This is a genomic window from Pseudomonas sivasensis, assembly GCF_052938085.1.
Map to the genome: position 1 here is coordinate 848406 of NZ_CP176442.1, position 20036 is coordinate 868441.

At 61.0% G+C, this 20036-nt stretch carries 13 protein-coding genes and 1 pseudogene; 11 read left to right on the forward strand and 3 right to left on the reverse strand.

The window, feature by feature from the left end:
* Window positions 1-131: 131 nt before the first annotated feature.
* The 6 genes from recC to ACKZ62_RS04075 are packed head-to-tail and all read left to right on the forward strand — an operon-like array spanning window position 132 to window position 11691.
* Window positions 132-3584 carry an exodeoxyribonuclease V subunit gamma gene (recC, locus tag ACKZ62_RS04050; protein ID WP_447096354.1) on the forward strand — a complete coding sequence of 1151 codons (3453 nt, stop codon included), beginning with the start codon at window positions 132-134 and terminating at the stop codon, window positions 3582-3584.
* The gene (recB, locus tag ACKZ62_RS04055) at window positions 3581-7255 is read left to right on the forward strand and encodes an exodeoxyribonuclease V subunit beta (protein WP_447096355.1); all 3675 of its coding nucleotides are present in this window, start codon (window positions 3581-3583) and stop codon (window positions 7253-7255) included. The genes recC and recB overlap by 4 nt, the downstream gene beginning before the upstream one ends.
* On the forward strand, window positions 7252-9357 hold the full coding sequence (gene recD, locus ACKZ62_RS04060; protein WP_447096356.1) for an exodeoxyribonuclease V subunit alpha: 2106 nt from the start codon (window positions 7252-7254) through the stop codon (window positions 9355-9357). Before recB ends, recD begins: the two co-directional genes overlap by 4 nt.
* A 12-nt stretch (window positions 9358-9369) precedes the next feature.
* Window positions 9370-9936 carry a regulatory sequestration protein YfiR gene (locus tag ACKZ62_RS04065; protein ID WP_032885562.1) on the forward strand — a complete coding sequence of 189 codons (567 nt, stop codon included), beginning with the start codon at window positions 9370-9372 and terminating at the stop codon, window positions 9934-9936.
* Window positions 9933-11195 (forward strand): diguanylate cyclase DgcN/YfiN, encoded by a 1263-nt coding sequence (locus ACKZ62_RS04070; protein WP_447096357.1) that lies wholly within the window; start codon window positions 9933-9935, stop codon window positions 11193-11195. Before ACKZ62_RS04065 ends, ACKZ62_RS04070 begins: the two co-directional genes overlap by 4 nt.
* Before the next feature lie 4 nt (window positions 11196-11199).
* Entirely contained in the window at window positions 11200-11691 is a 492-nt protein-coding gene (locus tag ACKZ62_RS04075) for an outer membrane lipoprotein YfiB (RefSeq protein WP_032885564.1), read from the forward strand.
* A 415-nt stretch (window positions 11692-12106) separates the two neighbouring features.
* Here the strand turns inward: ACKZ62_RS04075 and ACKZ62_RS04080 are convergent, their stop codons facing one another.
* Window positions 12107-13054, reverse strand: a complete 948-nt coding sequence (locus ACKZ62_RS04080) for a LysR family transcriptional regulator (protein ID WP_447096358.1) — start codon at window positions 13052-13054, stop codon at window positions 12107-12109.
* A gap of 133 nt (window positions 13055-13187) precedes the next feature.
* On the opposite strand from ACKZ62_RS04080, the gene ACKZ62_RS04085 reads away from it, so the two are divergent.
* From ACKZ62_RS04085 to ACKZ62_RS04095, 3 genes and pseudogenes are all read left to right on the forward strand, one after another.
* Window positions 13188-14705 (forward strand): CoA-acylating methylmalonate-semialdehyde dehydrogenase, encoded by a 1518-nt coding sequence (locus ACKZ62_RS04085; protein ID WP_032885566.1) that lies wholly within the window; start codon window positions 13188-13190, stop codon window positions 14703-14705.
* 14 nt (window positions 14706-14719) lie between these two features.
* On the forward strand, window positions 14720-15607 hold the full coding sequence (gene mmsB / locus ACKZ62_RS04090; RefSeq protein ID WP_447096359.1) for a 3-hydroxyisobutyrate dehydrogenase: 888 nt from the start codon (window positions 14720-14722) through the stop codon (window positions 15605-15607).
* A 175-nt stretch (window positions 15608-15782) separates the two neighbouring features.
* Window positions 15783-15932: pseudogene (locus ACKZ62_RS04095) on the forward strand (NAD-binding protein); the annotation flags it as partial.
* Window positions 15933-16197: 265 nt separating this feature from the next.
* Here the strand turns inward: ACKZ62_RS04095 and ACKZ62_RS04100 are convergent.
* Window positions 16198-16542 carry a cupin domain-containing protein gene (locus tag ACKZ62_RS04100; protein WP_032885568.1) on the reverse strand — a complete coding sequence of 115 codons (345 nt, stop codon included), beginning with the start codon at window positions 16540-16542 and terminating at the stop codon, window positions 16198-16200.
* Between the two features lie 385 nt (window positions 16543-16927).
* Between ACKZ62_RS04100 and kynB the strand changes: the two genes are divergently transcribed.
* Complete coding sequence (gene kynB / locus ACKZ62_RS04105; protein ID WP_032885569.1) at window positions 16928-17578, forward strand: arylformamidase; 651 nt, start codon at window positions 16928-16930, stop codon at window positions 17576-17578.
* The gene (gene kynA, locus ACKZ62_RS04110) at window positions 17575-18432 is read left to right on the forward strand and encodes a tryptophan 2,3-dioxygenase (RefSeq protein ID WP_032885570.1); all 858 of its coding nucleotides are present in this window, start codon (window positions 17575-17577) and stop codon (window positions 18430-18432) included. The genes kynB and kynA overlap by 4 nt, the downstream gene beginning before the upstream one ends.
* A gap of 143 nt (window positions 18433-18575) precedes the next feature.
* On the opposite strand, the gene ACKZ62_RS04115 is transcribed toward kynA, so the two are convergent.
* Complete coding sequence (locus tag ACKZ62_RS04115) at window positions 18576-19979, reverse strand: amino acid permease (protein ID WP_099602219.1); 1404 nt, start codon at window positions 19977-19979, stop codon at window positions 18576-18578.
* Between the last annotated feature and the right edge of the window lie 57 nt (window positions 19980-20036).

Below are 20036 nucleotides of genomic sequence, written 5' to 3' on the forward strand. Positions count from 1 at the left end.
ATTCCAAAACCCCATTTGCGAAAGCAGATGGGGTTTTGTTTTGGGCGAGCGGAAAGTGCGAAGACGCTCATCCGAGCAATCTTCAGTGCTAAAGTCCATGCCTCGATTTTGCTTTTCCCAAGGAAGCCGTTATGCCGGATGCGACGTCCCCCAGCGCTGGATTTATGGTGGTTCATGGCAATCGCCTGGACGAACTACGCAGCCTGGTGGTGAGCTGGATGCGCCGTTACCCACTGGCTCCCCTGGAAAACGAAATTGCCCTGGTACAGAGCAACGGCATTGCCCAGTGGCTCAAACTGGCCCTGGCGGAAGACCCAGAAGACGGCGACATGGGCGGCTGCGGAATCGCTGCCGCGATCGATGTTCAGCTCCCCGGCAGCTTCATGTGGCAGCTCTATCGCATGGTCTTGGGTCGTGACGAAATCCCCCCCACGTCCCTGCTCGATAAAGCCCCACTCACTTGGCGCCTGATGCGCTTGCTTCCTGAGCTCATTGATCAGCCGCACTTCGAGCCATTGCAGCGCTTTCTGACGAACGACGCGGACTTGCGTAAACGCTACCAGCTCGCGGAACGCCTGGCTGACTTGTTCGACCAATACCAGGTCTATCGTGCCGACTGGCTGGAGGACTGGGCCGCCGGCCGCCACCAATTGCGCAACGGTCGAGGGGAATCCAAGCCTCTTAACCCCGCCAATTGCTGGCAAGCCGAGTTATGGCGCGCACTGCTGTTGGACGTCGGGGAAGAGGGGATGGCCGAAAGTCGCGCCGGCGTCCACCAACGCTTTATCGAACGTATCAATGCTCTTGAGGAAGCGCCGAAGGGCTTGCCTTCTCGGGTGATTGTTTTCGGGATTTCTTCCTTGCCTGCCCAAGCGCTCGAAGCGTTGGCTGGCCTTGCCCGTTTCAGCCAAGTCTTGCTGTGCGTGCACAATCCTTGTCGCCACCACTGGTCCGACATCGTCGCCGACAAAGATCTACTGCGTAACGAATACAAGCGTCAATCACGCAAAGCCGGTATGCCGGTCACCATCGACCCACAAACCTTGCACCAGCACGCCCATCCGCTGCTGGCCGCCTGGGGTAAACAAGGCCGCGACTACATCAGCCTGCTGGACAGTTACGACGACCCGAACAGCTACCGTGCAGCCTTTCGTGATGGCCGCATCGACCTGTTCAGTGACAGCGAACCCACGACACTGCTTAACCAACTCCAGGACGATATCCTCGAACTGCGCCCACTCAACGAAACCCGCGACCTATGGCCCGCAGTCGATCTGGAGCGTGACACCTCAGTTCGCTTCCACATTGCCCACAGCGCCCAGCGCGAAGTGGAAATCCTTCACGATCAACTGCTCCAACGCTTCAGCGCCGACCCCACGCTTCGTCCAAGGGACATCATTGTCATGGTCCCCGACGTCGACAGCTACGCACCGCATATTCGTGCGGTCTTCGGCCAGTTGGAAAGAAGTGATTCACGCTTCATCCCCTTTACCCTGACCGACCAAGGTCAACGTGGCCGCGACCCTCTGCTGATCGCCGTCGAACACCTGCTCAAACTCCCCGACAGTCGCTTTCCCGTCAGCGAGATTCTTGATCTGCTGGACGTCCCGGCCTTGCGTGAACGCTTTGCCATCAAGGAGCGCGACCTGCCCACATTGCACCGCTGGATCGAAGGTGCCGGTATCCGTTGGGGGCTCAACGCGGAACAACGGGCCGGCCTCGGTCTGCCAAGTGAGCTGGAACAAAACAGCTGGAGTTTCGGCCTTCGCCGTATGCTGCTGGGTTACGCCGTCGGCACCGGTGCTGCCTGTAACGGCATTGAACCTTACGACGAAATTGGCGGACTCGATGCGGCATTAATCGGCCCGCTGGTGGCTTTACTCGACGCACTCGGCGATGCCCATCAGGCGCTGTCCCAACCCGCGGCTCCCCACGAGTGGGGCGAACGTCTGCAACGCCTGATACAACTGTTTTTCCTGCCCAGCAGTGAGCACGACGATTACCTGCTGGGTCAGCTTGAGCAACTAAGGGAAACCTGGCTGGTAACCTGCGAGTCAGTAGGCCTACAGGATGAGTTACCGCTCACCGTAGTCCGTGAAGCATGGCTCGCCGGCCTGGACCAAGGTCGTCTATCCCAGCGATTCCTCGCCGGGGCTGTCAATTTTTGCACCTTGATGCCTATGCGCGCGATTCCGTTCAAGCTGGTTTGCCTGCTTGGTATGAACGACGGCGACTACCCGCGAGCCCAACCACCCTTGGATTTCGACCTGATGGGCAGCGACTATCGCCCAGGCGACCGTTCGCGCCGCGAAGACGACCGTTACCTACTACTTGAAGCGCTGCTATCGGCCCGAGACCAGCTTTACATCAGTTGGGTCGGCCGAAGCATCCGCGATAACAGCGAGCGTCCTGCGTCTGTTTTGATCGGCCAACTGCGCGACCATATCGCCAGCGGCTGGCATAACGCAGAAGCAGAAAAGCCACTGCTGGACGCGATGACTCAGGAACACCCACTCCAACCCTTCAGCGCCCGCTACTTCCACGAAGGCGATCCGCTGTTCAGCTACGCCCGCGAATGGCAGTTGCTGCACGAAGCGCAGGTAGCCGCACCTGAGCAAGATGATCTGGCACAACACCATCAGGAAGAACCCCTGAGCCTCGGCCAGTTGCAAGATTTCCTACGCAACCCGGTCAAACACTTCTTCAGTCAGCGTCTGAAAGTGTTCTTCGAGGCCGCCGAAGTGCCGCTGGCCGATGAGGAACCCTTCGTTCTCGATGCGCTGCAACGTTACAGCCTGAGCGATAGCCTGTTGAATGCGGCGCTGTCCCAACCCGATCACCTGGACCAAGCCCTCAACGCCCAGGCCCTGCGTTTGCAAGGAAGTGGCTTACTGCCCATGGTCGGTTTTGGCGAGTGCCTGCGCAACGAATTGATCGAGCCTCTGCCGGGTTTGCTGCAACGCTACCAACAATTACTGGCGCTCTGGCCCACTCCACACATCGGTGCCGAACCGATCAGTTTTGAGCATCAAGGCATTGCATTGGAAGGCTGGATCAGCGGCCTGCACCGACGCAGTGATGGCGGATTGCTTAGCGTCACCACCATCCCCAATAGCATTGGATCGATCAAGGCACGCAAGTGGCATCGACTGATCCGCCCTTGGGTCAACCATGTGGTGGCGTGCGCCTGTGGCCTACCGTTGAGCACGGGTCTGGTGGCCAGTGACGATACGTTGCTACTGGCCCCGCTGGATAAGTCCGCCGCCCAGGAACTCCTCTGCAACCTACTGCTGGCCTGGCACAGTGGAATGAGAAAACCGCTGCCGGTAGCCGTAAAAACGGCCTTCGCCTGGCTTAGCCAAACCGACCCGGCCAAAGCGCAGGCGGCAGCGAGCAAAGCCTATGAAGGTGACGGCCTGACCACCGACGGCGAACGCCGCGAAACTCCGGCGCTTACCCGGCAGTTCCCCGATTACGCAGCCTTGATTGCCAGCGAAGAATTCGAAGGCTGGTGCGAAACCTTGTATCGACCGCTGATCAATGCCCCATGGCGATCACTCACAGGCGAAGAGGCCGGCGCATGAGCAGCAAACCCTTGGCCCTGGCCTTCCCGCTGAGCGGCAGCCAACTGATCGAAGCCAGCGCCGGTACCGGCAAGACCTTCACTATTTCTGCCTTGTATCTGCGTCTGGTGCTGGGTCATGGTGGTGATGAAGCCGGATTCGGTCGCGAGTTGCTGCCACCGCAAATCCTCGTCGTCACCTTTACCGATGCCGCCACCAAAGAACTGCGCGAGCGTATCCGCATTCGTCTGGCCGAAGCCGCTCGTTTCTTCCGCGATGAGATCGAACAACCCGACGCGCTGATCGCTGACCTGCGCGCGCAATACCTCCCGGAGCAATGGCCCGCCTGCGCCAACCGCCTGGACATCGCCGCGCAATGGATGGATGAAGCAGCGGTTTCCACGATTCACAGCTGGTGCCAGCGCATGCTGCGCGAGCACGCGTTTGACAGCGGTAGCTTGTTCACCCAAACCCTTGAAACCGACCACAGCGACCTGCTCGGCGAAGTGCTGCGCGACTACTGGCGGCTGTTTTGCTACCCAATGCGTGACGACGCGCTCAACTGGGTGCGCAACAACTGGGGCGGTCCTGCCGCATTGATGCCTCGGGTGCGCGCGCTGTTCGGCAGCGATAGGCCCACCGATGAAACCCGCGAACCCGCGGAGCTGATCAATGCCTGCTTGCGGGAGCGCCGAGAAGCCCTGATAGAACTCAAGGCGCCCTGGCAGCAATGGGCCGCAGAGCTGCGTGACATCTGCCTGCAAGCCGTGGCCGCGAAATCCGTTGACGGGCGCAAGATGCAAGCGCGTTACTTCGAGCCCTGGTTCGAAAAAATCAGCGCCTGGGCCGCTGATGAAACCTTGGAACAACTGGACATCGGCACCGGCTTCACCCGCCTCACCCCCGACGGCATGGCCGAAGCATGGAAGGGCGACCCGCCGCAGCACCCCGGCATCGACGCCATGGCCGGCCTCAAAGCCGCTCTCGACGCCTTACCAACCCCTGACGCCGCCGTGTTGCAACACGCTGCCGGTTGGGTGGGTAAACGCTTCGAAGAAGAAAAGCGCCGTCGCGCAGAAATGGGCTTCGACGACATGCTGATCCGCCTCAATTCCGCTCTGCAGGCAGAGGGTGGCGAACGCTTGGCCAGCGTGATCCGCGAGCAATTCCCGGTGGCGCTGATCGACGAGTTCCAAGACACCGACCCGGTGCAGTACAGCATCTTCGACAGCATTTACCGCATCGAAGAGAACCACCTCGACAGTGGCCTCTTCCTGATCGGCGACCCGAAGCAAGCGATCTACGCGTTCCGTGGCGCCGACATCTACACCTACCTGCGCGCCCGCCAATCCACCACCGGCCGCCACCACACCTTGGGTACCAACTTCCGTTCCAGCCATGCGATGGTCGAGGCGGTGAACCATGTGTTCCAGCGCGCAGAAACGGGCCGGGGCGCGTTCCTGTTCCGCGAGCCGAATGGCGATAACCCGGTGCCGTTCCAGCCGGTGTTATCCCAAGGCCGCAAGGAAAAACTGCAGGTCGACGGCCAAACGCTACCGGCCATGCACCTTTGGCACCTGCCCACCGACCAGCCGGTGTCCAACGCGGTGTACCGCCAACAACTGGCCGCCGCCTGTGCTACGCAGATTGTCGAGTTGCTCAACGGCGGCCAGCAAGGCACGGCCGGTTTTCTACGGCCGGATGACAGCTTCAAAGGCGTACTGCCGTCAGACATCGCCATCCTCGTGCGCGACGGCAAGGAAGCCCAAGCGGTGCGCGCCGAGTTGGCCGCCCGTGGTGTGCGCAGCGTATACCTGTCCGACAAGGATTCGGTGTTCGCCGCCCAGGAAGCTCACGACTTGCTGGCCTGGCTCAAGGCCTGTGCCGAGCCGGACGTCGAGCGGCCGCTACGGGCTGCCCTGGCTTGCGTCACCTTGAACCTATCACTGCCCGAACTGGAGCGTCTGAACCAGGACGAACTGGCGTGGGAACGCCGCGTGATGCAGTTCCGTGGCTACCGCGTGATCTGGCGCACCCAAGGCGTGCTGCCGATGCTGCGTCGTCTGCTGCACGACTTCAAACTGCCGCAAACCCTGATTGCCCGCAGCGACGGCGAACGTGTGCTGACCAACCTGTTGCACCTCAGCGAGTTGTTGCAACAAGCCGCGTCGGAACTTGACGGTGAACAGGCGTTGATCCGCCACCTGGCCGAACACCTCGCGTTGTCCGGTCAAGCCGGGGAAGAGCAAATCCTGCGCCTGGAAAGTGATGAGCAACTGGTCAAGGTCGTGACCATTCACAAATCCAAGGGCCTGGAATACGACCTGGTCTTCCTGCCCTTCATCTGTTCGGCCAAGCCGGTCGACGGCAGTCGCCTGCCGCTGCATTACCACGATGAACACGGCAAGTCCCAAGTCAGCCTGCGTCCTACGCCTGAGTTAATCGCCCAGGCCGATGACGAGCGCCTGGCCGAAGACCTGCGCTTGCTCTACGTGGCCCTGACCCGCGCCAAACATGCCTGCTGGCTTGGCGTTGCCGACCTCAAGCGCGGCAACAGCAGCAGCTCGGTATTGCACCTGTCGGCGCTGGGCTACTTGCTCGGCGCTGGAGCTTCGTTGGGCGAGTCTGCGGGACTGGCGCGCTGGCTGCTGGATCTGCAGGAAGGCTGCCCGGCCATCCACTATGTCCACGTGCCCGATGCCCAAGAGATCATGTTTCACCCGCCGCGCAACCAAGCGACTTTGCTCCCACCGTTGCTGCCTAAGCGCAAAGCTGCCGAAAACTGGTGGATCGCGTCCTACAGCGCCTTGCGAATGGGTGAAAGCATGAGCGTCGCCAACCTCGAAGCGCCAGAAAGCCCACAAGCGCAAAAGCTGTTTGATGACGAACGCCTCGATCCCGACGCACCGCGTGAAGTAGCGGCTTCCGGCGGCGATATTCACCGTTTCCCACGCGGTCCTAACCCAGGCACCTTCCTTCACGGCCTCCTGGAGTGGGCCGGCGAAGAAGGTTTCAACGCGACGTCGCAAGCCATCGAGAACGCTGTAGGTGCGCGCTGCAATCGCCGCAACTGGGAAGGCTGGATCATCACCCTCAGCGATTGGCTGGGCCACTTACTGCACACGCCGTTGCCTGTGGATAACGACCACGTCACCTTGAGCAGCCTGCAGCAGTATCAGATCGAAATGGAGTTCTGGTTCGCCAGCCACAAAGTCGACGTGCTTGCCCTCGACAAGCTGGTCTGCCAGTACACCCATAACGGTGTCTCCCGTGTCGCTGCCGAGCCGGTGCTGCTCAACGGCATGTTCAAAGGTTTTATCGACCTGACCTTCGAACACGATGGCCGCTACTACGTGGCTGACTACAAATCCAACTGGCTCGGCCCTGACGACTTGTCCTACACCCAAGCGGCCATGGAGCAGTCGATCCTTGAGCATCGATATGACCTGCAATACGTCCTTTACCTGCTGGCGCTGCATCGACAGCTCAAGGCGCGTCTGCCGGACTACGACTATGACCGCCACGTCGGTGGCGCGCTGTATGTGTTCTTGCGGGGCACCCAAGCCGTCAGCCGAGGAGCGTTTTTCACCCGGCCGCCGCGTGAGCTGATCGAAGGCCTGGACCTGCTGTTCCAGGGCAAGCCCATCCCGCCCAAGGTTGAGCCCGCCTGGGAACAAGGAGTGTTGTTATGAGCCTGTTGCCATCACCGCTTGAGGCGCTGGAACCCCTGAGCCGCGCCGCCGACCTGGTGCAGTTGCTGGAGCGTTGGGTTGACCGCGGTTGGCTGCGCGCATTGGACAAAGCCTTCGTCGGTTTCCTGCACGAGCTCGACCCACACGCCGACCCTTTGGTGTTACTGGCCGCGGCGCTGACCAGCCATCAACTGGGCCACGGCCATGTGTGCCTGGATCTGTTCGAAACCCTCAAAGCGCCAGACTTTGCATTGTCCTTGCCGCCCGAAGGCGACCTGCAAACCGGCGCCATGCTGCTGCCGTCGCAGTTGCTCGACGGCCTCGACGGCGCCCACTGGTGTCACGCATTGGCCGCCAGCCCGTTGGTCGCCCTGGCGGTGGACGGCAGCGAGTCGGCACACAGTCGTCCCCTGGTACTGTCGGGCACACGCCTGTACCTGCGCCGCTACTGGACCTACGAACGGCGCATCGACACCGCATTGCGCTTGCGTCTCGCCACCCAGGAAACCGTCGCCGCGGATTTGCCCCAGCGCTTGAATGGCTTGTTTGACCAGCCGGCGCCCGACGGCGTGATCGACTGGCAAAAACTCGCCTGCGCATTGGCCACCCGCGGTGCCTTCAGCATCGTCACCGGCGGCCCCGGCACCGGCAAGACCACCACCGTGGTGCGCCTGCTCGCGCTGTTGCAGGCGCCGGCCGTAGAGTCCGGTAGCCCGTTGCGCATCCGGCTGGCCGCGCCTACCGGTAAAGCCGCCGCGCGCTTGACCGAATCCATCAGCCAGCAAGTGCTGTCGCTGACAGTGCCGCAAAGCGTGAAGGAAAAGATTCCGACCCAGGTCACCACGGTTCACCGTTTGCTGGGTAGCCGTCCCGGCACTCGGCACTTTCGCCATCACCTTGGTAACCCGTTGCCCCTGGATGTGCTGGTGGTGGACGAAGCCTCGATGATCGACCTGGAAATGATGGCCAATCTGCTGGACGCGTTACCGCCCCATGCCCGCTTGGTGTTGCTAGGCGACAAGGACCAACTCGCCTCGGTAGAGGCCGGCGCCGTACTGGGTGATTTGTGCCGCGACGCCGAAGCCGGCTGGTACAGCCCTCAGACTCGTCAATGGCTGCAAGCCGTCAGCGGTGAAGACCTCGACGCCAGCGGCCTGCTGGAGGACCTCGACGGCAGCCATCCTCTGGCCCAGCAAGTGGTGATGCTGCGTTACTCGCGACGTTTCGGCGAAGGCAGCGGCATCGGCCAATTGGCGCGCTGGGTCAACCAGCAAAACGCCGAAGAGGCCCGCAAGTTACTGGCCGCGCGTAGCCATAACGACCTGTTCTGCGTCGGCCTTAAAGGTGAGCATGACCACGCCCTGGAACGGCTGGTGCTGGATGGGCAGGGCGATGGCGCCCAGGGTTATCGCTATTACCTCAACTTACTGCACTGCGCGCGTCCGGCCCTCAAAACCCCGCGCGACGATCTCGCCTGGACCCAGTGGGCGCAACAACTGCTGCAAGCCTTTGATGCGTTCCAACTGCTCTGCGCCGTGCGCAAGGGCCCTTGGGGTGTGGAAGGGCTGAACGTGCGCATCACTGCAGCCTTGCGCAAAGTGCGGCTGATCGAGGGTGACGAGCAATGGTATGAAGGTCGCCCGGTGCTGATGACACGCAACGATTACGGCCTGGGCTTGATGAACGGCGACATCGGTATCGCCCTGAAGCTGCCCGAAAGTGACGGCGGCCCTCAGGTGCTGCGCGTCGCTTTCCCACGTAACGACGGTCAAGGCGGCGTGCGATTTGTATTGCCCAGCCGTCTGAATGATGTGGAAACCGTATACGCCATGACCGTGCACAAATCCCAAGGCTCGGAATTCACCCACACCGCGCTGATCCTGCCGGACGCCTTGAACCCGGTGCTGACCAAGGAACTGATCTACACCGGCATCACCCGCGCCAAACGCTGGTTCAGCCTGATCGAGCCCCGTGGCGGTGTGTTTGAGGAGGCCGTGCGGCGCAAGGTCAAACGCTTGAGTGGGCTGATGCTGGAGTTGGGTCCGGAGTCAGAAATATCTGACGCTGTGCTATCGTTGCGGCATCACCCCGATAACACCTGAGAGTATCGCTGCATGAACGTGGCCGTCTCGCCCACTGAGCGTAGTTTGAGCTGGAGACGCCTACTGCTGATGGCGGTTCTATGCCTGCTGGCACCTCGCGTATTTGCCGAAGCCCCGGGCCCGGCTGATCAGCGCGCCCAGGCGGTCACCCAAGTGGTACTCGGTATTCTCAGTTATGCCCGCTGGCCCGTGGAGCCTGAGCAACTGCGCCTGTGCATCCTCGGCCCGACTCAATACACCGACGATCTGATCAAGGGCACCACCCAAGCCACCGGTCGTCCGGTTGTGGTGCGACGCCTGCTGGTCGACCACCCCGATGTCGTCAACGCCTGCGATGCCGTGTACATCGGCAAACTCAGCACTGACGAACGCAGCCGCCTGTTTGACTCGTTGATCGGCCATCCGGTGCTCAGCATCAGCGAAGGCGGTGACCAGTGCACCGTGGGCAGCCTGTTCTGCCTGCGCGTGGGCGATGAGCAAGTGTCGTTTGAGGTCAACCTCGACTCGGTGGCGCGCAGCGGCGTGCGTATTCACCCCAGCGTGCTGCAACTGTCCCGTCGTCGGGCGCCGGCCTCATGACAGCCGTGACTGTGCGACCCACTCTGCGCTCCGTTATCGGCCGCGGGCATATAATCCTGGCGCTGGTAGCGGTGACCCTGGCCAGCGTGTCCCTGACCCTGCTCGGTGTCTTGGCGCTGCGGGTCTACGCCGAACACAACCTGCACCTGATCGCGCGTTCCATCAATTACACCGTCGAAGCGGCGGTGGTGTTCAACGACCGCGCTGCGGCCACCGAAGCCCTTAGCCTGATTGCTTCAACTGAAGAAGTGGCCCAGGCCGATGTGTTCGACGCCAGCGGCAGGCTGTTGGCGCATTGGGAACGCCCGGAAACCGGCATGCTCTCGCGGGTTGAACTGGCACTGGCGCATACCCTGCTTGAACAGCCCATCAATCAGCCGATCCTGCACCAGGGGCGGACCATCGGCAGCATCCACCTGACCGGCCACGGCGGCAGCCTGCTGCGCTTTCTACTCAGTGGTCTGGCGGGGATCCTGATCTGTACCGCTCTCAGCGCTTGGGTCGCCCTGCACCTCGCGCGCCGTTTGCTGAAGGGCATCACCGGGCCGCTGCAAAGCCTCGCCGCCGTGGCCCACGCCGCGCGCTGCGAACGCGACTTCGACCGTCGCGTGCCGCCGGCGCGCATCGCCGAACTCGATAGCCTGGGCAGCGACTTCAATGCTTTGCTTGGCGAGATGGAAGCCTGGCAAAGCCACCTGCAAAGCGAAAACGAAACCCTCGCACACAAGGCCAACCATGACAGCCTTACCGGCTTGCCCAACCGTGCGTTCTTCGAAGGCCGGTTGATCCGTGCCCTGCGCAGCGCTGCCAAGGCCAAGGAACAATTGGCGGTGCTTTACCTCGACAGCGACCGCTTCAAAGAGATCAATGACAGCTTTGGACACGCGGCAGGGGATGCCGTGCTCGTGGCCGTCGCCGAGCGCGTACGTGCGCAACTGCGAGAAGACGACCTGGTAGCACGCCTGGGCGGCGATGAGTTCGCCATCCTGCTGGCGCCGCTGCACAAGGTCGAAGACGCCCAGCGCATCGCCGACAAGATCATCGCCAGCATGGACACACCGATTGCCGTGCCTGGCGACACCCAGGTGTTTACCTCCCTCAGTATTGGTATCGCCATCTACCCCGAACACGGTGTCACCCCCGGCACCTTGCTCAATGCCGCCGATGCGGCGATGTACCAGGCCAAACGGTTTTCCCAGGGCGGCCAGCAAACGGCAGAGTCGGAGCACTCTACCGCCAATGTTCAACACAGGAGTTGATCCCTTGTTTTCTAGCGCGCGCGTTTTACTTATCTCGTTGCTGGTGGCCTTCCTCGCCCTCGGCGGGTGCCAGACAGCCCCACCCAAAGGCCTGAGCCCGGCGCAGGTCGCAGTCCTCAAACAACAGGGTTTCGAACTCACCGACGAAGGCTGGGCATTCGGCCTGTCGGGCAAAGTCCTGTTTGGCAGCGACGTAGAAACCCTCAACCAACCCAGCACCGATATCGTGCAGCGCATCGGTAAGGCCTTGCTGGGCGTGGGCATCGAACGCGTGCGCGTTGACGGCCACACCGACACCTCGGGCAAGGAAACCTACAACCAGCAACTGTCCCTGCGCCGCGCGAAAAGCGTGGCGACGGTGCTGCAAGGCGTGGGCATGAAAGAAGAAAACATCCAACTGCGCGGGCTGGGCAGTGCTGAGCCCGTCGCGTCTAACGCGACAGCGGCGGGGCGCACCGAGAATCGACGGGTGTCGATTGTAGTCATCGCCGACTGACTGGACTCAGCGCGACAGCACTTTGCGATGCAATCAAATGTGTAAGAGGGCTTACCCCCGATGAGGGAGTATCAGTTGATGCATTTTTGACTGATCCACTGCTATAGGGGCATAGGCCTCTACCTAACTCCCAAAGGCTGGCACCTAACTCTGTGGTGAGCGGGCTTGCCCCGCGCTGGGCTGCGAAGCGGCCCCAAAACCAGCCGCTGAGTTCTAACAGGAAACTCCCCGCGTGATAGATGAGTAGATACCCATGTCTTGATGGCGGCCTGATAGCCGACCCAGGATGCTGGCCGAGTACATACCCGTTGCTGCGGTAACGGCGACTCAGGGTTCCGCCCTTAGGGCGGCTCACTTTTGAAAAGCGCAAAAGTAAGCAAACCGCTTCTTAAACAAAATCGTCGGCGCTAGCCCTTTAATCCGCGAACGTGATCTCCCGCGTCTCCCCCATCAACAACCCCTGGTTCTGCTCCGTCACTTCCCTGATGTAATCCCACAACAACGTAATCCGCTTCAGCTTCCTCAAATCTTCCCGGCAATACATCCAGAACTGCCGCGTAATCGCAATCTGCTCCCCCAGCACGGGCAACAACCGTGGATCTTGCGCTGCCAGAAAGCACGGCAAGATCGCCATCGACCGGCCCTGCTGCGCGGCCACGTACTGCGCAATCACGCTGGTGCTGCGCAGGCTGGCGCTGGCGCCGGGCACTACGTTGGCCAGGTAAAGCAGCTCGGAGCTGAACGCCAGGTCGTCCACGTAGCTGATAAACGGATGCTCGGCCAAATCCGCGGGTTTGCGGATGGGCGGGCGTTGGTCGAGGTATTCCTGGGTCGCATACAGCTGCAGCTTGTAGTCGCACAGTTTGCAGCACACGTAGGGCCCGTGTTCCGGGCGTTCCAGGGCGATGACGATGTCGGCTTCGCGTTTGGACAGGCTGATGAAGTGGGGCAGGGGCAGGATGTCTACCGAGATCGCGGGATACGTGTCGACAAAGTGGCTCAACTGCGGGGTCACGAAAAAGCTGCCAAAGCCTTCGGTGCAGCCCATCCGTACATGGCCGGACAGTGCAACGCCGGAGCCCGAGACTTGCTCGCAGGCCATGTGCAGGGTGCTTTCGATGGACTCGGCGTAACCCAGCAGACGCTGACCTTCGGGTGTCAGGACGAAGCCGTTGGTCCGGGATTTTTCGAACAGCAACGTGCCGAGGGACACTTCCAGTGAACTGATGCGCCGCGACACGGTGGTGTAGTCCACCGCCAGGCGTTTGGCGGCGACGCTGGCCTTGCGCGTGCGGGCCACTTCGAGGAAAAACTTCAGGTCGTCCCAGTTCAGGGAACCCAGTGATGTGATGTTTTTTTGCATATTGGACCGGCTTTTATGTGCGTTCTTATTAGAGATTTGCACATCTATACTCCAAAAACAGTCCGAACGCCTCATTCTTCAAGGCGATTCAACGCCTTGGTTCTCTAGCATAAATATAAGATTTGGAGACCACATGAACGCATCTGCCGATATTTCCGTGCAACAGGTCAAGTTGCTGATCAACGGCGAGTGGGTCGAGTCCAAGACCACCGAGTGGCAAGACATCGTCAACCCGGCTACCCAGCAAGTGCTGGCCAAAGTCCCGTTCGCCACGGCCGATGAAGTCAACGCCGCCATCGACGCAGCCCATCGCGCCTTCCAGACCTGGAAGCTGACGCCGATCGGCGCGCGCATGCGCATCATGCTCAAGCTACAAGCCTTGATCCGCGAGCATTCCAAACGCATCGCCGTAGTCCTCAGCGCCGAGCAGGGTAAGACCATTGCCGATGCCGAGGGCGACATTTTCCGTGGCCTGGAAGTGGTGGAGCACGCCTGTTCCATCGGCACCCTGCAAATGGGCGAGTTCGCCGAGAACGTCGCCGGGGGTGTCGACACCTACACCCTGCGTCAGCCCATCGGCGTGTGTGCCGGCATTACCCCGTTCAACTTCCCGGCAATGATTCCGCTGTGGATGTTCCCGATGGCCATCGCCTGCGGTAATACCTTCGTCCTCAAACCGTCCGAACAAGACCCGCTGTCGACCCTACTGCTGGTGGAGCTGGCGCTGGAAGCCGGTGTGCCGCCTGGCGTGCTGAACGTGGTGCACGGCGGAAAGGCTGTGGTGGATGCGCTGTGCACCCATAAAGACATCAAGGCCGTGTCCTTCGTCGGTTCGACGGCCGTCGGTACCCACGTCTACGACCTGGCGGGCAAGCACGGCAAGCGCGTGCAATCGATGATGGGCGCCAAGAACCACGCCGTGGTGCTGCCGGATGCCAACCGCGAACACACCCTCAATGCTCTGGTCGGTGCCGGTTTCGGCGCGGCGGGCCAGCGTTGCATGGCCACCTCGGTGGTGGTGCTGGTGGGGGCGTCCAAACAGTGGCTGCCGGATCTCAAGGCGCTGGCGCAAAAACTCAAGGTCAACGCCGGTAGTGAAGCGGGCACGGATGTCGGCCCGGTGATTTCCAAGCGCGCCAAGGCCCGTATCCTGGAGTTGATCGAAAGCGGCGTGAAAGAAGGCGCCAAGCTGGAGCTGGATGGCCGCGACATTCAGGTGCCGGGCTTCGAGCAAGGCAACTTCGTCGGTCCGACCCTGTTCTCGGGCGTGACTACCGACATGCAGATCTACACCCAGGAAATTTTCGGCCCGGTGCTGGTGGTGTTGGAAGTCGACACCCTCGATGAAGCCATCGCGCTGGTCAACGCCAACCCGTTTGGCAACGGCACCGGGCTGTTCACCCAAAGCGGTGCGGCGGCGCGTAAGTTCCAGAGTGAAATCGATGTAGGCCAAGTCGGCATCAACATCCCGATTCCGGTGCCGGTGCCGTTCTTCAGCTTCACCGGTTCCCGTGGCTCCAAGCTCGGCGACCTCGGCCCGTACGGCAAGCAAGTGGTGCAGTTCTACACCCAGACCAAAACCGTCACCAGCCGCTGGTTCGATGACGACACGGTCAACGATGGCGTCAATACCACCATCAACCTGCGCTGATTCGGGAGACGACCATGAAGATCGCATTTATCGGCCTGGGCAATATGGGCGCGCCAATGGCCCGTAACCTGCTTTTGGCTGGGAATAAGCTGAATGTATTCGACGTTAATCCAGGCGTGTTCAAGGAGTTCGCAGAACTGGGCGCCACCGTCACAGGCTCACCGCGTGAAGCTGCACAAGGCGCCGAGCTGGTGATTACCATGCTGCCCGCCGCTGCCCATGTACGTAGCGTCTGGCTGAATGAAGACGGCGTGCTGGCCGGCATCGGCAAAGGCGTGCCCGCCGTGGATTGCAGCACCATCGACCCGCAAACCATCCGCGATGTTGCCGCTGCTGCGGCCAAGCAAGGCGTGGTGATAGCTGATGCTCCAGTCTCTGGCGGCACCGGCGGCGCTGGCGCAGGGACGTTGACCTTCATGGTCGGCGCCACCCCGGAACTGTTCGCCACCCTGCAACCGGTGCTGGCGCAGATGGGCCGCAACATCGTGCATTGCGGTGACGTGGGCACGGGGCAAATCGCCAAGATCTGCAACAACCTGCTGCTGGGCATCAGCATGGTTGGCGTCAGCGAGGCTATGGCATTGGGTGATGCACTGGGCATCGACACCCAAGTGCTGGCCGGGATCATCAACAGCTCCACCGGGCGCTGCTGGAGTTCGGACACCTACAACCCATGGCCGGGCGTGATCGAAACGGCGCCGTCATCCCGAGGTTACACAGGCGGGTTTGGTGCCGACCTGATGCTCAAGGATTTGGGCCTGGCTACCGAAGCGGCTCGACAGACGAAACAACCCGTGATTTTGGGTGCAGTGGCTCAGCAGTTGTATCAATCGATGAGTCAGCGTGGGGAAGGGGGGCAGGACTTCTCGGCGATTATCAACAGCTATCGCAAGCCCAAATAACCCACCAGTGGGACGGCAATTGTAGTGAGCGTGCTTGCCCCGCGCCGGGCTGCGAAGCGGGCCCAATGAAAACGCCGCATTCTTTCAGAAAGAATGCGGCGTTTGTTGTCAGGGCCGCTTCGCAGCCCAGCGCGGGGCAAGCCCGCTCACCACAATAAGTGGCTCAGCTCGGTATTTGGGCCTGGCTACTGAAGCGGCTCGCCAGGCGAAACAACCCGTAATTTTGGGTGCAGTGGCTCAGCAGTTGTATCAATCGATGAGTCAGCGTGGGGAAGGGGGGCAGGACTTCTCGGCGATTATCAACAGCTATCGCAAGCCCAAATAACCCACCAGTGGGACGGCAATTGTAGTGAGCGGGCTTGCCCCGCGCCGGGCTGCGAAGCGGGCCCAATGAAAACGCCGCATTCTTTCAGAAAGAATGCGGCGTTTGTCGTCAGGGCCGCTTTGCAGCCCGGCGCGGGGCAAGCCCGCTCACCACAATAAGTGGCTCAGCTCGGTAAACCGGAGCACCACAGTAAGTGGGTCAGCTCGGTAAACCGGAGTACCTAAATAAGTGGCTCAGCTCAGTAAACCGGTGCACCACAAAAACCTCAGGCGAATACAAAATACTTGCGCACCGTCTCGACCACTTCCCATGTCCCCTTCATCCCCGGCTCTACCACAAAGATATCCCCAGCCCGCAGGTGAATCGGCTCCATCCCTTCAGGGGTGATGATGCAGTAGCCTTCCTGGAAGTGGCAGTACTCCCACTTCACATAATCCACGTACCACTTGCCCGGGGTGCAGATCCAGGTGCCCATGATCTTGCTGCCGTCTTCGCTGGTGTAGGCGTTGAGGTTGACGGTGTGCGGATCGCCTTCGAGTTTTTCCCATTTGCAGGCATCCAGGACCGGCAGGGGATGGGTGTCGCGCAGTACGGTAATGGGCGTGGACATGATGGCTCCGAGGCAGGTAATGGGAAGATGCACCCTAAGGCCTTGTGCGTTGCGCCAGTGGTCTGAACTCGACATCGGGATGCCCAGAAGCGCAGGTGAATGCGACTCCTCAGGTCATGCGCAGTCAATGTGGGAGGGGGCTTGCCCCCGATGGCGCCGGGTCAGCTTGCACCTGTGTCAACTGACCCACCGCCATCGAGGGCCAGCCCCCTCCCACATTAATCCTTGGTGGCAGCTCCACCGTGGCCAGGCGACACTTCTGAGCGTAAATAAGTAATTTCCTCGCAGTAAGTGCGAAAGATTTCCCGCTTGGCGCAGGAATTCGCAAGAAAATTCAGCCCTGGCCCTCGTATCATTCACCCCAGTAACCGCCGAGAGCCTTTAAATGAACCCAATAAAAACGTGGTGGGATATCAGCCCGCCCTTGAGTACGGCGACCCCGACCTGGCCGGGTGATACGCCGTTCCAGGAAGAGCGCGTGTGGCAGTTCGGCCCGGAGTGCCCGGTGAATGTAGGGCGCATTACCTTGTCGCCGCACACCGGCGCCCACGTGGATGCGCCGCTGCACTACAGCGCAGACGGTGCACCCATCGGTGAAGTGTCGTTGGACGTGTACATGGGCCCGTGTCGGGTGCTGCATTGCCTCGGCAGCGGCGCGCTGGTGCAACCGCATCAATTAGAAGGACGTGTGGATAACTTGCCGGAGCGTGTGTTGCTGCGTACTTATCCACACGCGCCGATGACCGAATGGGATTCGAATTTCACCGCCATCGCGCCGCAAACCATTGAGCTGCTCGCCAGCCTCGGCGTGCGCCTGATCGGTATCGATACGCCCTCGCTGGATCCGCAACAGTCCAAGACCATGGATTCCCACAACGCCGTGGCCCGGCATGGGATGGCGATTCTCGAAGGCATCGTGCTCGACGAGGTAGCGGAAGGCGACTACGAACTGATCGCGCTGCCGCTGCGCTTTGCCAACCTGGACGCCAGCCCGGTCCGCGCCATTCTCCGTCCGCTCAAGGAGCCCACGCGATGAGCCAATGTCCCTTCTCTGCTGATTACCAACCGCCGGAAGAATGGCATAACGCCGAGCTGAATTTTTCCGAGTCCATGAGCTACGGCGACTACCTGGACCTGGGCAAAGTCCTCAGCGCCCAGCACCCGCTGTCGCCGGACCACAACGAAATGCTCTTCATCATCCAGCACCAGACCTCTGAGCTGTGGATGAAACTGATGCTCCACGAACTCAAGGCCGCCCGTGAGCATGTGCGACTGGGCGAGTTGCCGCCAGCGTTCAAGATGCTGGCGCGGGTGTCGCGGATCTTTGACCAACTGGTGCACGCCTGGGCCGTGCTGGCGACCATGACGCCTTCGGAATACAAAGCGATTCGTCCGTTCCTGGGGCAATCGTCCGGGTTCCAGTCGTTCCAGTACCGCGAGATCGAATTTATCCTCGGCAATAAAAGCGCGGCGCTGTTGCGGCCTCACGCCCATCGGCCGGAGTTGTTGAACGAGTTGAAAGTGGCGATTGCCACGCCGTCGCTGTATGACGAAGCGATCAACTTGATGACCAAGGCGGGCCTTGCGATTGATCCCCAACGCGCCGAGCGCGACCCGACTGCGGCCACCGTTCACGATGAGTCGGTGGAGGCGGCGTGGCGCGAGGTGTATCGCGATCCGAGCCGTTATTGGGATTTGTATCAGTTGGCTGAGAAGTTTATCGATCTGGAAGATTCGTTCCGCCAGTGGCGCTTTCGGCATGTGACCACCGTTGAGCGCATCATCGGTTTCCAACCCGGTACTGGCGGCACCGAAGGCGTGGGGTATCTGCGCAAGATGCTCGACACCGTGCTGTTCCCCGAGTTGTGGCGAGTGCGCTCCACGCTGTAAACAAAAAGCCCCGGATTACCGGGGCTTTTCATTTGCAATGCAATCAAATGTGGGAGGGGGCTTGCCCCCGATGGCGGTGGGTCATTGGGCACATAAGTGACTGACACACTGCTATCGGGGGCAAGCCCCCTCCCACATGGGTATTACTGCGTGGCGGCTACCGCCTTCGCCTTACTCACTCGCAACCGGTAAGCCACATAGATAATCCCCACCCAAATCGGCATCGCATACACCGACTCGCGAATACCCGGGATCGCCAGCATCACGCTGATGATCATCAGCATGAACGCCAGGCACAGGTAGTTGCTGAACGGGAACCAGAAGGTCTTGAACGATGGCGTCACGCCTTGCTCGCCCATGGCCTTGCGGAACTTGATGTGGGTGATGCTGATCAGCGCCCAGTTGATCATCAGCGACGCAACCACCAGCGCAAACAGCAACTCCAGCGCACTCTGCGGCGCCACGTAGTTGACCACCACGCACAGCATCGTCACCAACGCCGAGATCGCCAGGGCCCGCAGTGGTACGCCTTGCTTGTTGAGCTTCATCAGCGCTTTTGGCGCATCGCCTTGCTCGGCCAGGCCGAACAGCATGCGGCTGTTGCAGTACACGCCGCTGTTGTACACCGACAGCGCCGCGGTCAGCACCACGAAGTTGAGGATGTGCGCGGCGGTGTCGTTACCGATCAGCGAGAAGATTTGCACAAACGGGCTGCCGCTGTAGGGGTCGCCCGACGCGCCGAGGGTTTGCAGCAGTTGGTCCCATGGGTACAGCGACAGCAGCACGGTCAGGGCACCGACGTAGAAGATCAGGATCCGGTAGACCACCTGGTTGATCGCTTTGGGGATCACTTTGCGCGGTTCGGTGGCTTCGGCGGCGGTAATACCCACCAGCTCCAGGCCACCGAACGAGAACATGATGAACGCCATCGACATCAACAGCCCCATGCCGCCATTCGGGAAGAACCCGCCGTGGCTCCACAGGTTACTGATGGACGCTTGCGGGCCGCCGGTGCCGCTGAACAGCAGGTAGCAGCCGAGCACGATCATGCCGACAATCGCCACCACCTTGATGATTGCGAACCAGAACTCGGTTTCACCGAAGAACTTCACGTTCAGGGTGTTGATCAGGTTCACCGCAACAAAGAACACCAGTGCGCTGACCCAGGTCGGGATTTCCGGCCACCAGAACTGGATGTACTTGCCCACGGCCGTCAGTTCGGCCATGCCCACCAGTACGTACAGCACCCAGTAGTTCCAACCGGCCAGGAAGCCCGCGTAGCCGCCCCAGTATTTGTGGGCGAAGTGGCTGAACGAGCCGGCCACCGGCTCTTCGACGATCATCTCACCGAGCTGGCGCATGATCAGGAACGCAATGAAACCCGCAATCGCGTAGCCCAGGATCATCGACGGGCCCGCCGACTTGAGCACCCCGGCCGAGCCGAGGAACAACCCCGTGCCAATCGCCCCTCCCAAGGCGATCAGCTGAATATGCCGGTTCTTCAGGCCACGCTTGAGGCCCACCGGGTTAACCATGTCATCCGCCATTAACGTTCCCTTCTACTTGTTTTTCTTGGGGTTGATTGCACGCCGCACCAGCCCCTC

What these genes read in the sequence shown, in the direction of transcription:
- ACKZ62_RS04080 (WP_447096358.1), bottom strand. Translation starts at nt 13,054, where the DNA reads ATGCAAAAAAACATCACATCACTGGGTTCCCTGAACTGGGACGACCTG.
- kynA (WP_032885570.1), top strand. Translation starts at nt 17,575, where the DNA reads ATGAGCCAATGTCCCTTCTCTGCTGATTACCAACCGCCGGAAGAATGG.
- ACKZ62_RS04070 (WP_447096357.1), top strand. Translation starts at nt 9,933, where the DNA reads ATGACAGCCGTGACTGTGCGACCCACTCTGCGCTCCGTTATCGGCCGC.
- ACKZ62_RS04065 (WP_032885562.1), top strand. Translation starts at nt 9,370, where the DNA reads ATGAACGTGGCCGTCTCGCCCACTGAGCGTAGTTTGAGCTGGAGACGC.
- mmsB (WP_447096359.1), top strand. Translation starts at nt 14,720, where the DNA reads ATGAAGATCGCATTTATCGGCCTGGGCAATATGGGCGCGCCAATGGCC.
- ACKZ62_RS04115 (WP_099602219.1), bottom strand. Translation starts at nt 19,979, where the DNA reads ATGGCGGATGACATGGTTAACCCGGTGGGCCTCAAGCGTGGCCTGAAG.
- ACKZ62_RS04085 (WP_032885566.1), top strand. Translation starts at nt 13,188, where the DNA reads ATGAACGCATCTGCCGATATTTCCGTGCAACAGGTCAAGTTGCTGATC.
- recB (WP_447096355.1), top strand. Translation starts at nt 3,581, where the DNA reads ATGAGCAGCAAACCCTTGGCCCTGGCCTTCCCGCTGAGCGGCAGCCAA.
- recC (WP_447096354.1), top strand. Translation starts at nt 132, where the DNA reads ATGCCGGATGCGACGTCCCCCAGCGCTGGATTTATGGTGGTTCATGGC.
- recD (WP_447096356.1), top strand. Translation starts at nt 7,252, where the DNA reads ATGAGCCTGTTGCCATCACCGCTTGAGGCGCTGGAACCCCTGAGCCGC.
- ACKZ62_RS04100 (WP_032885568.1), bottom strand. Translation starts at nt 16,542, where the DNA reads ATGTCCACGCCCATTACCGTACTGCGCGACACCCATCCCCTGCCGGTC.
- kynB (WP_032885569.1), top strand. Translation starts at nt 16,928, where the DNA reads ATGAACCCAATAAAAACGTGGTGGGATATCAGCCCGCCCTTGAGTACG.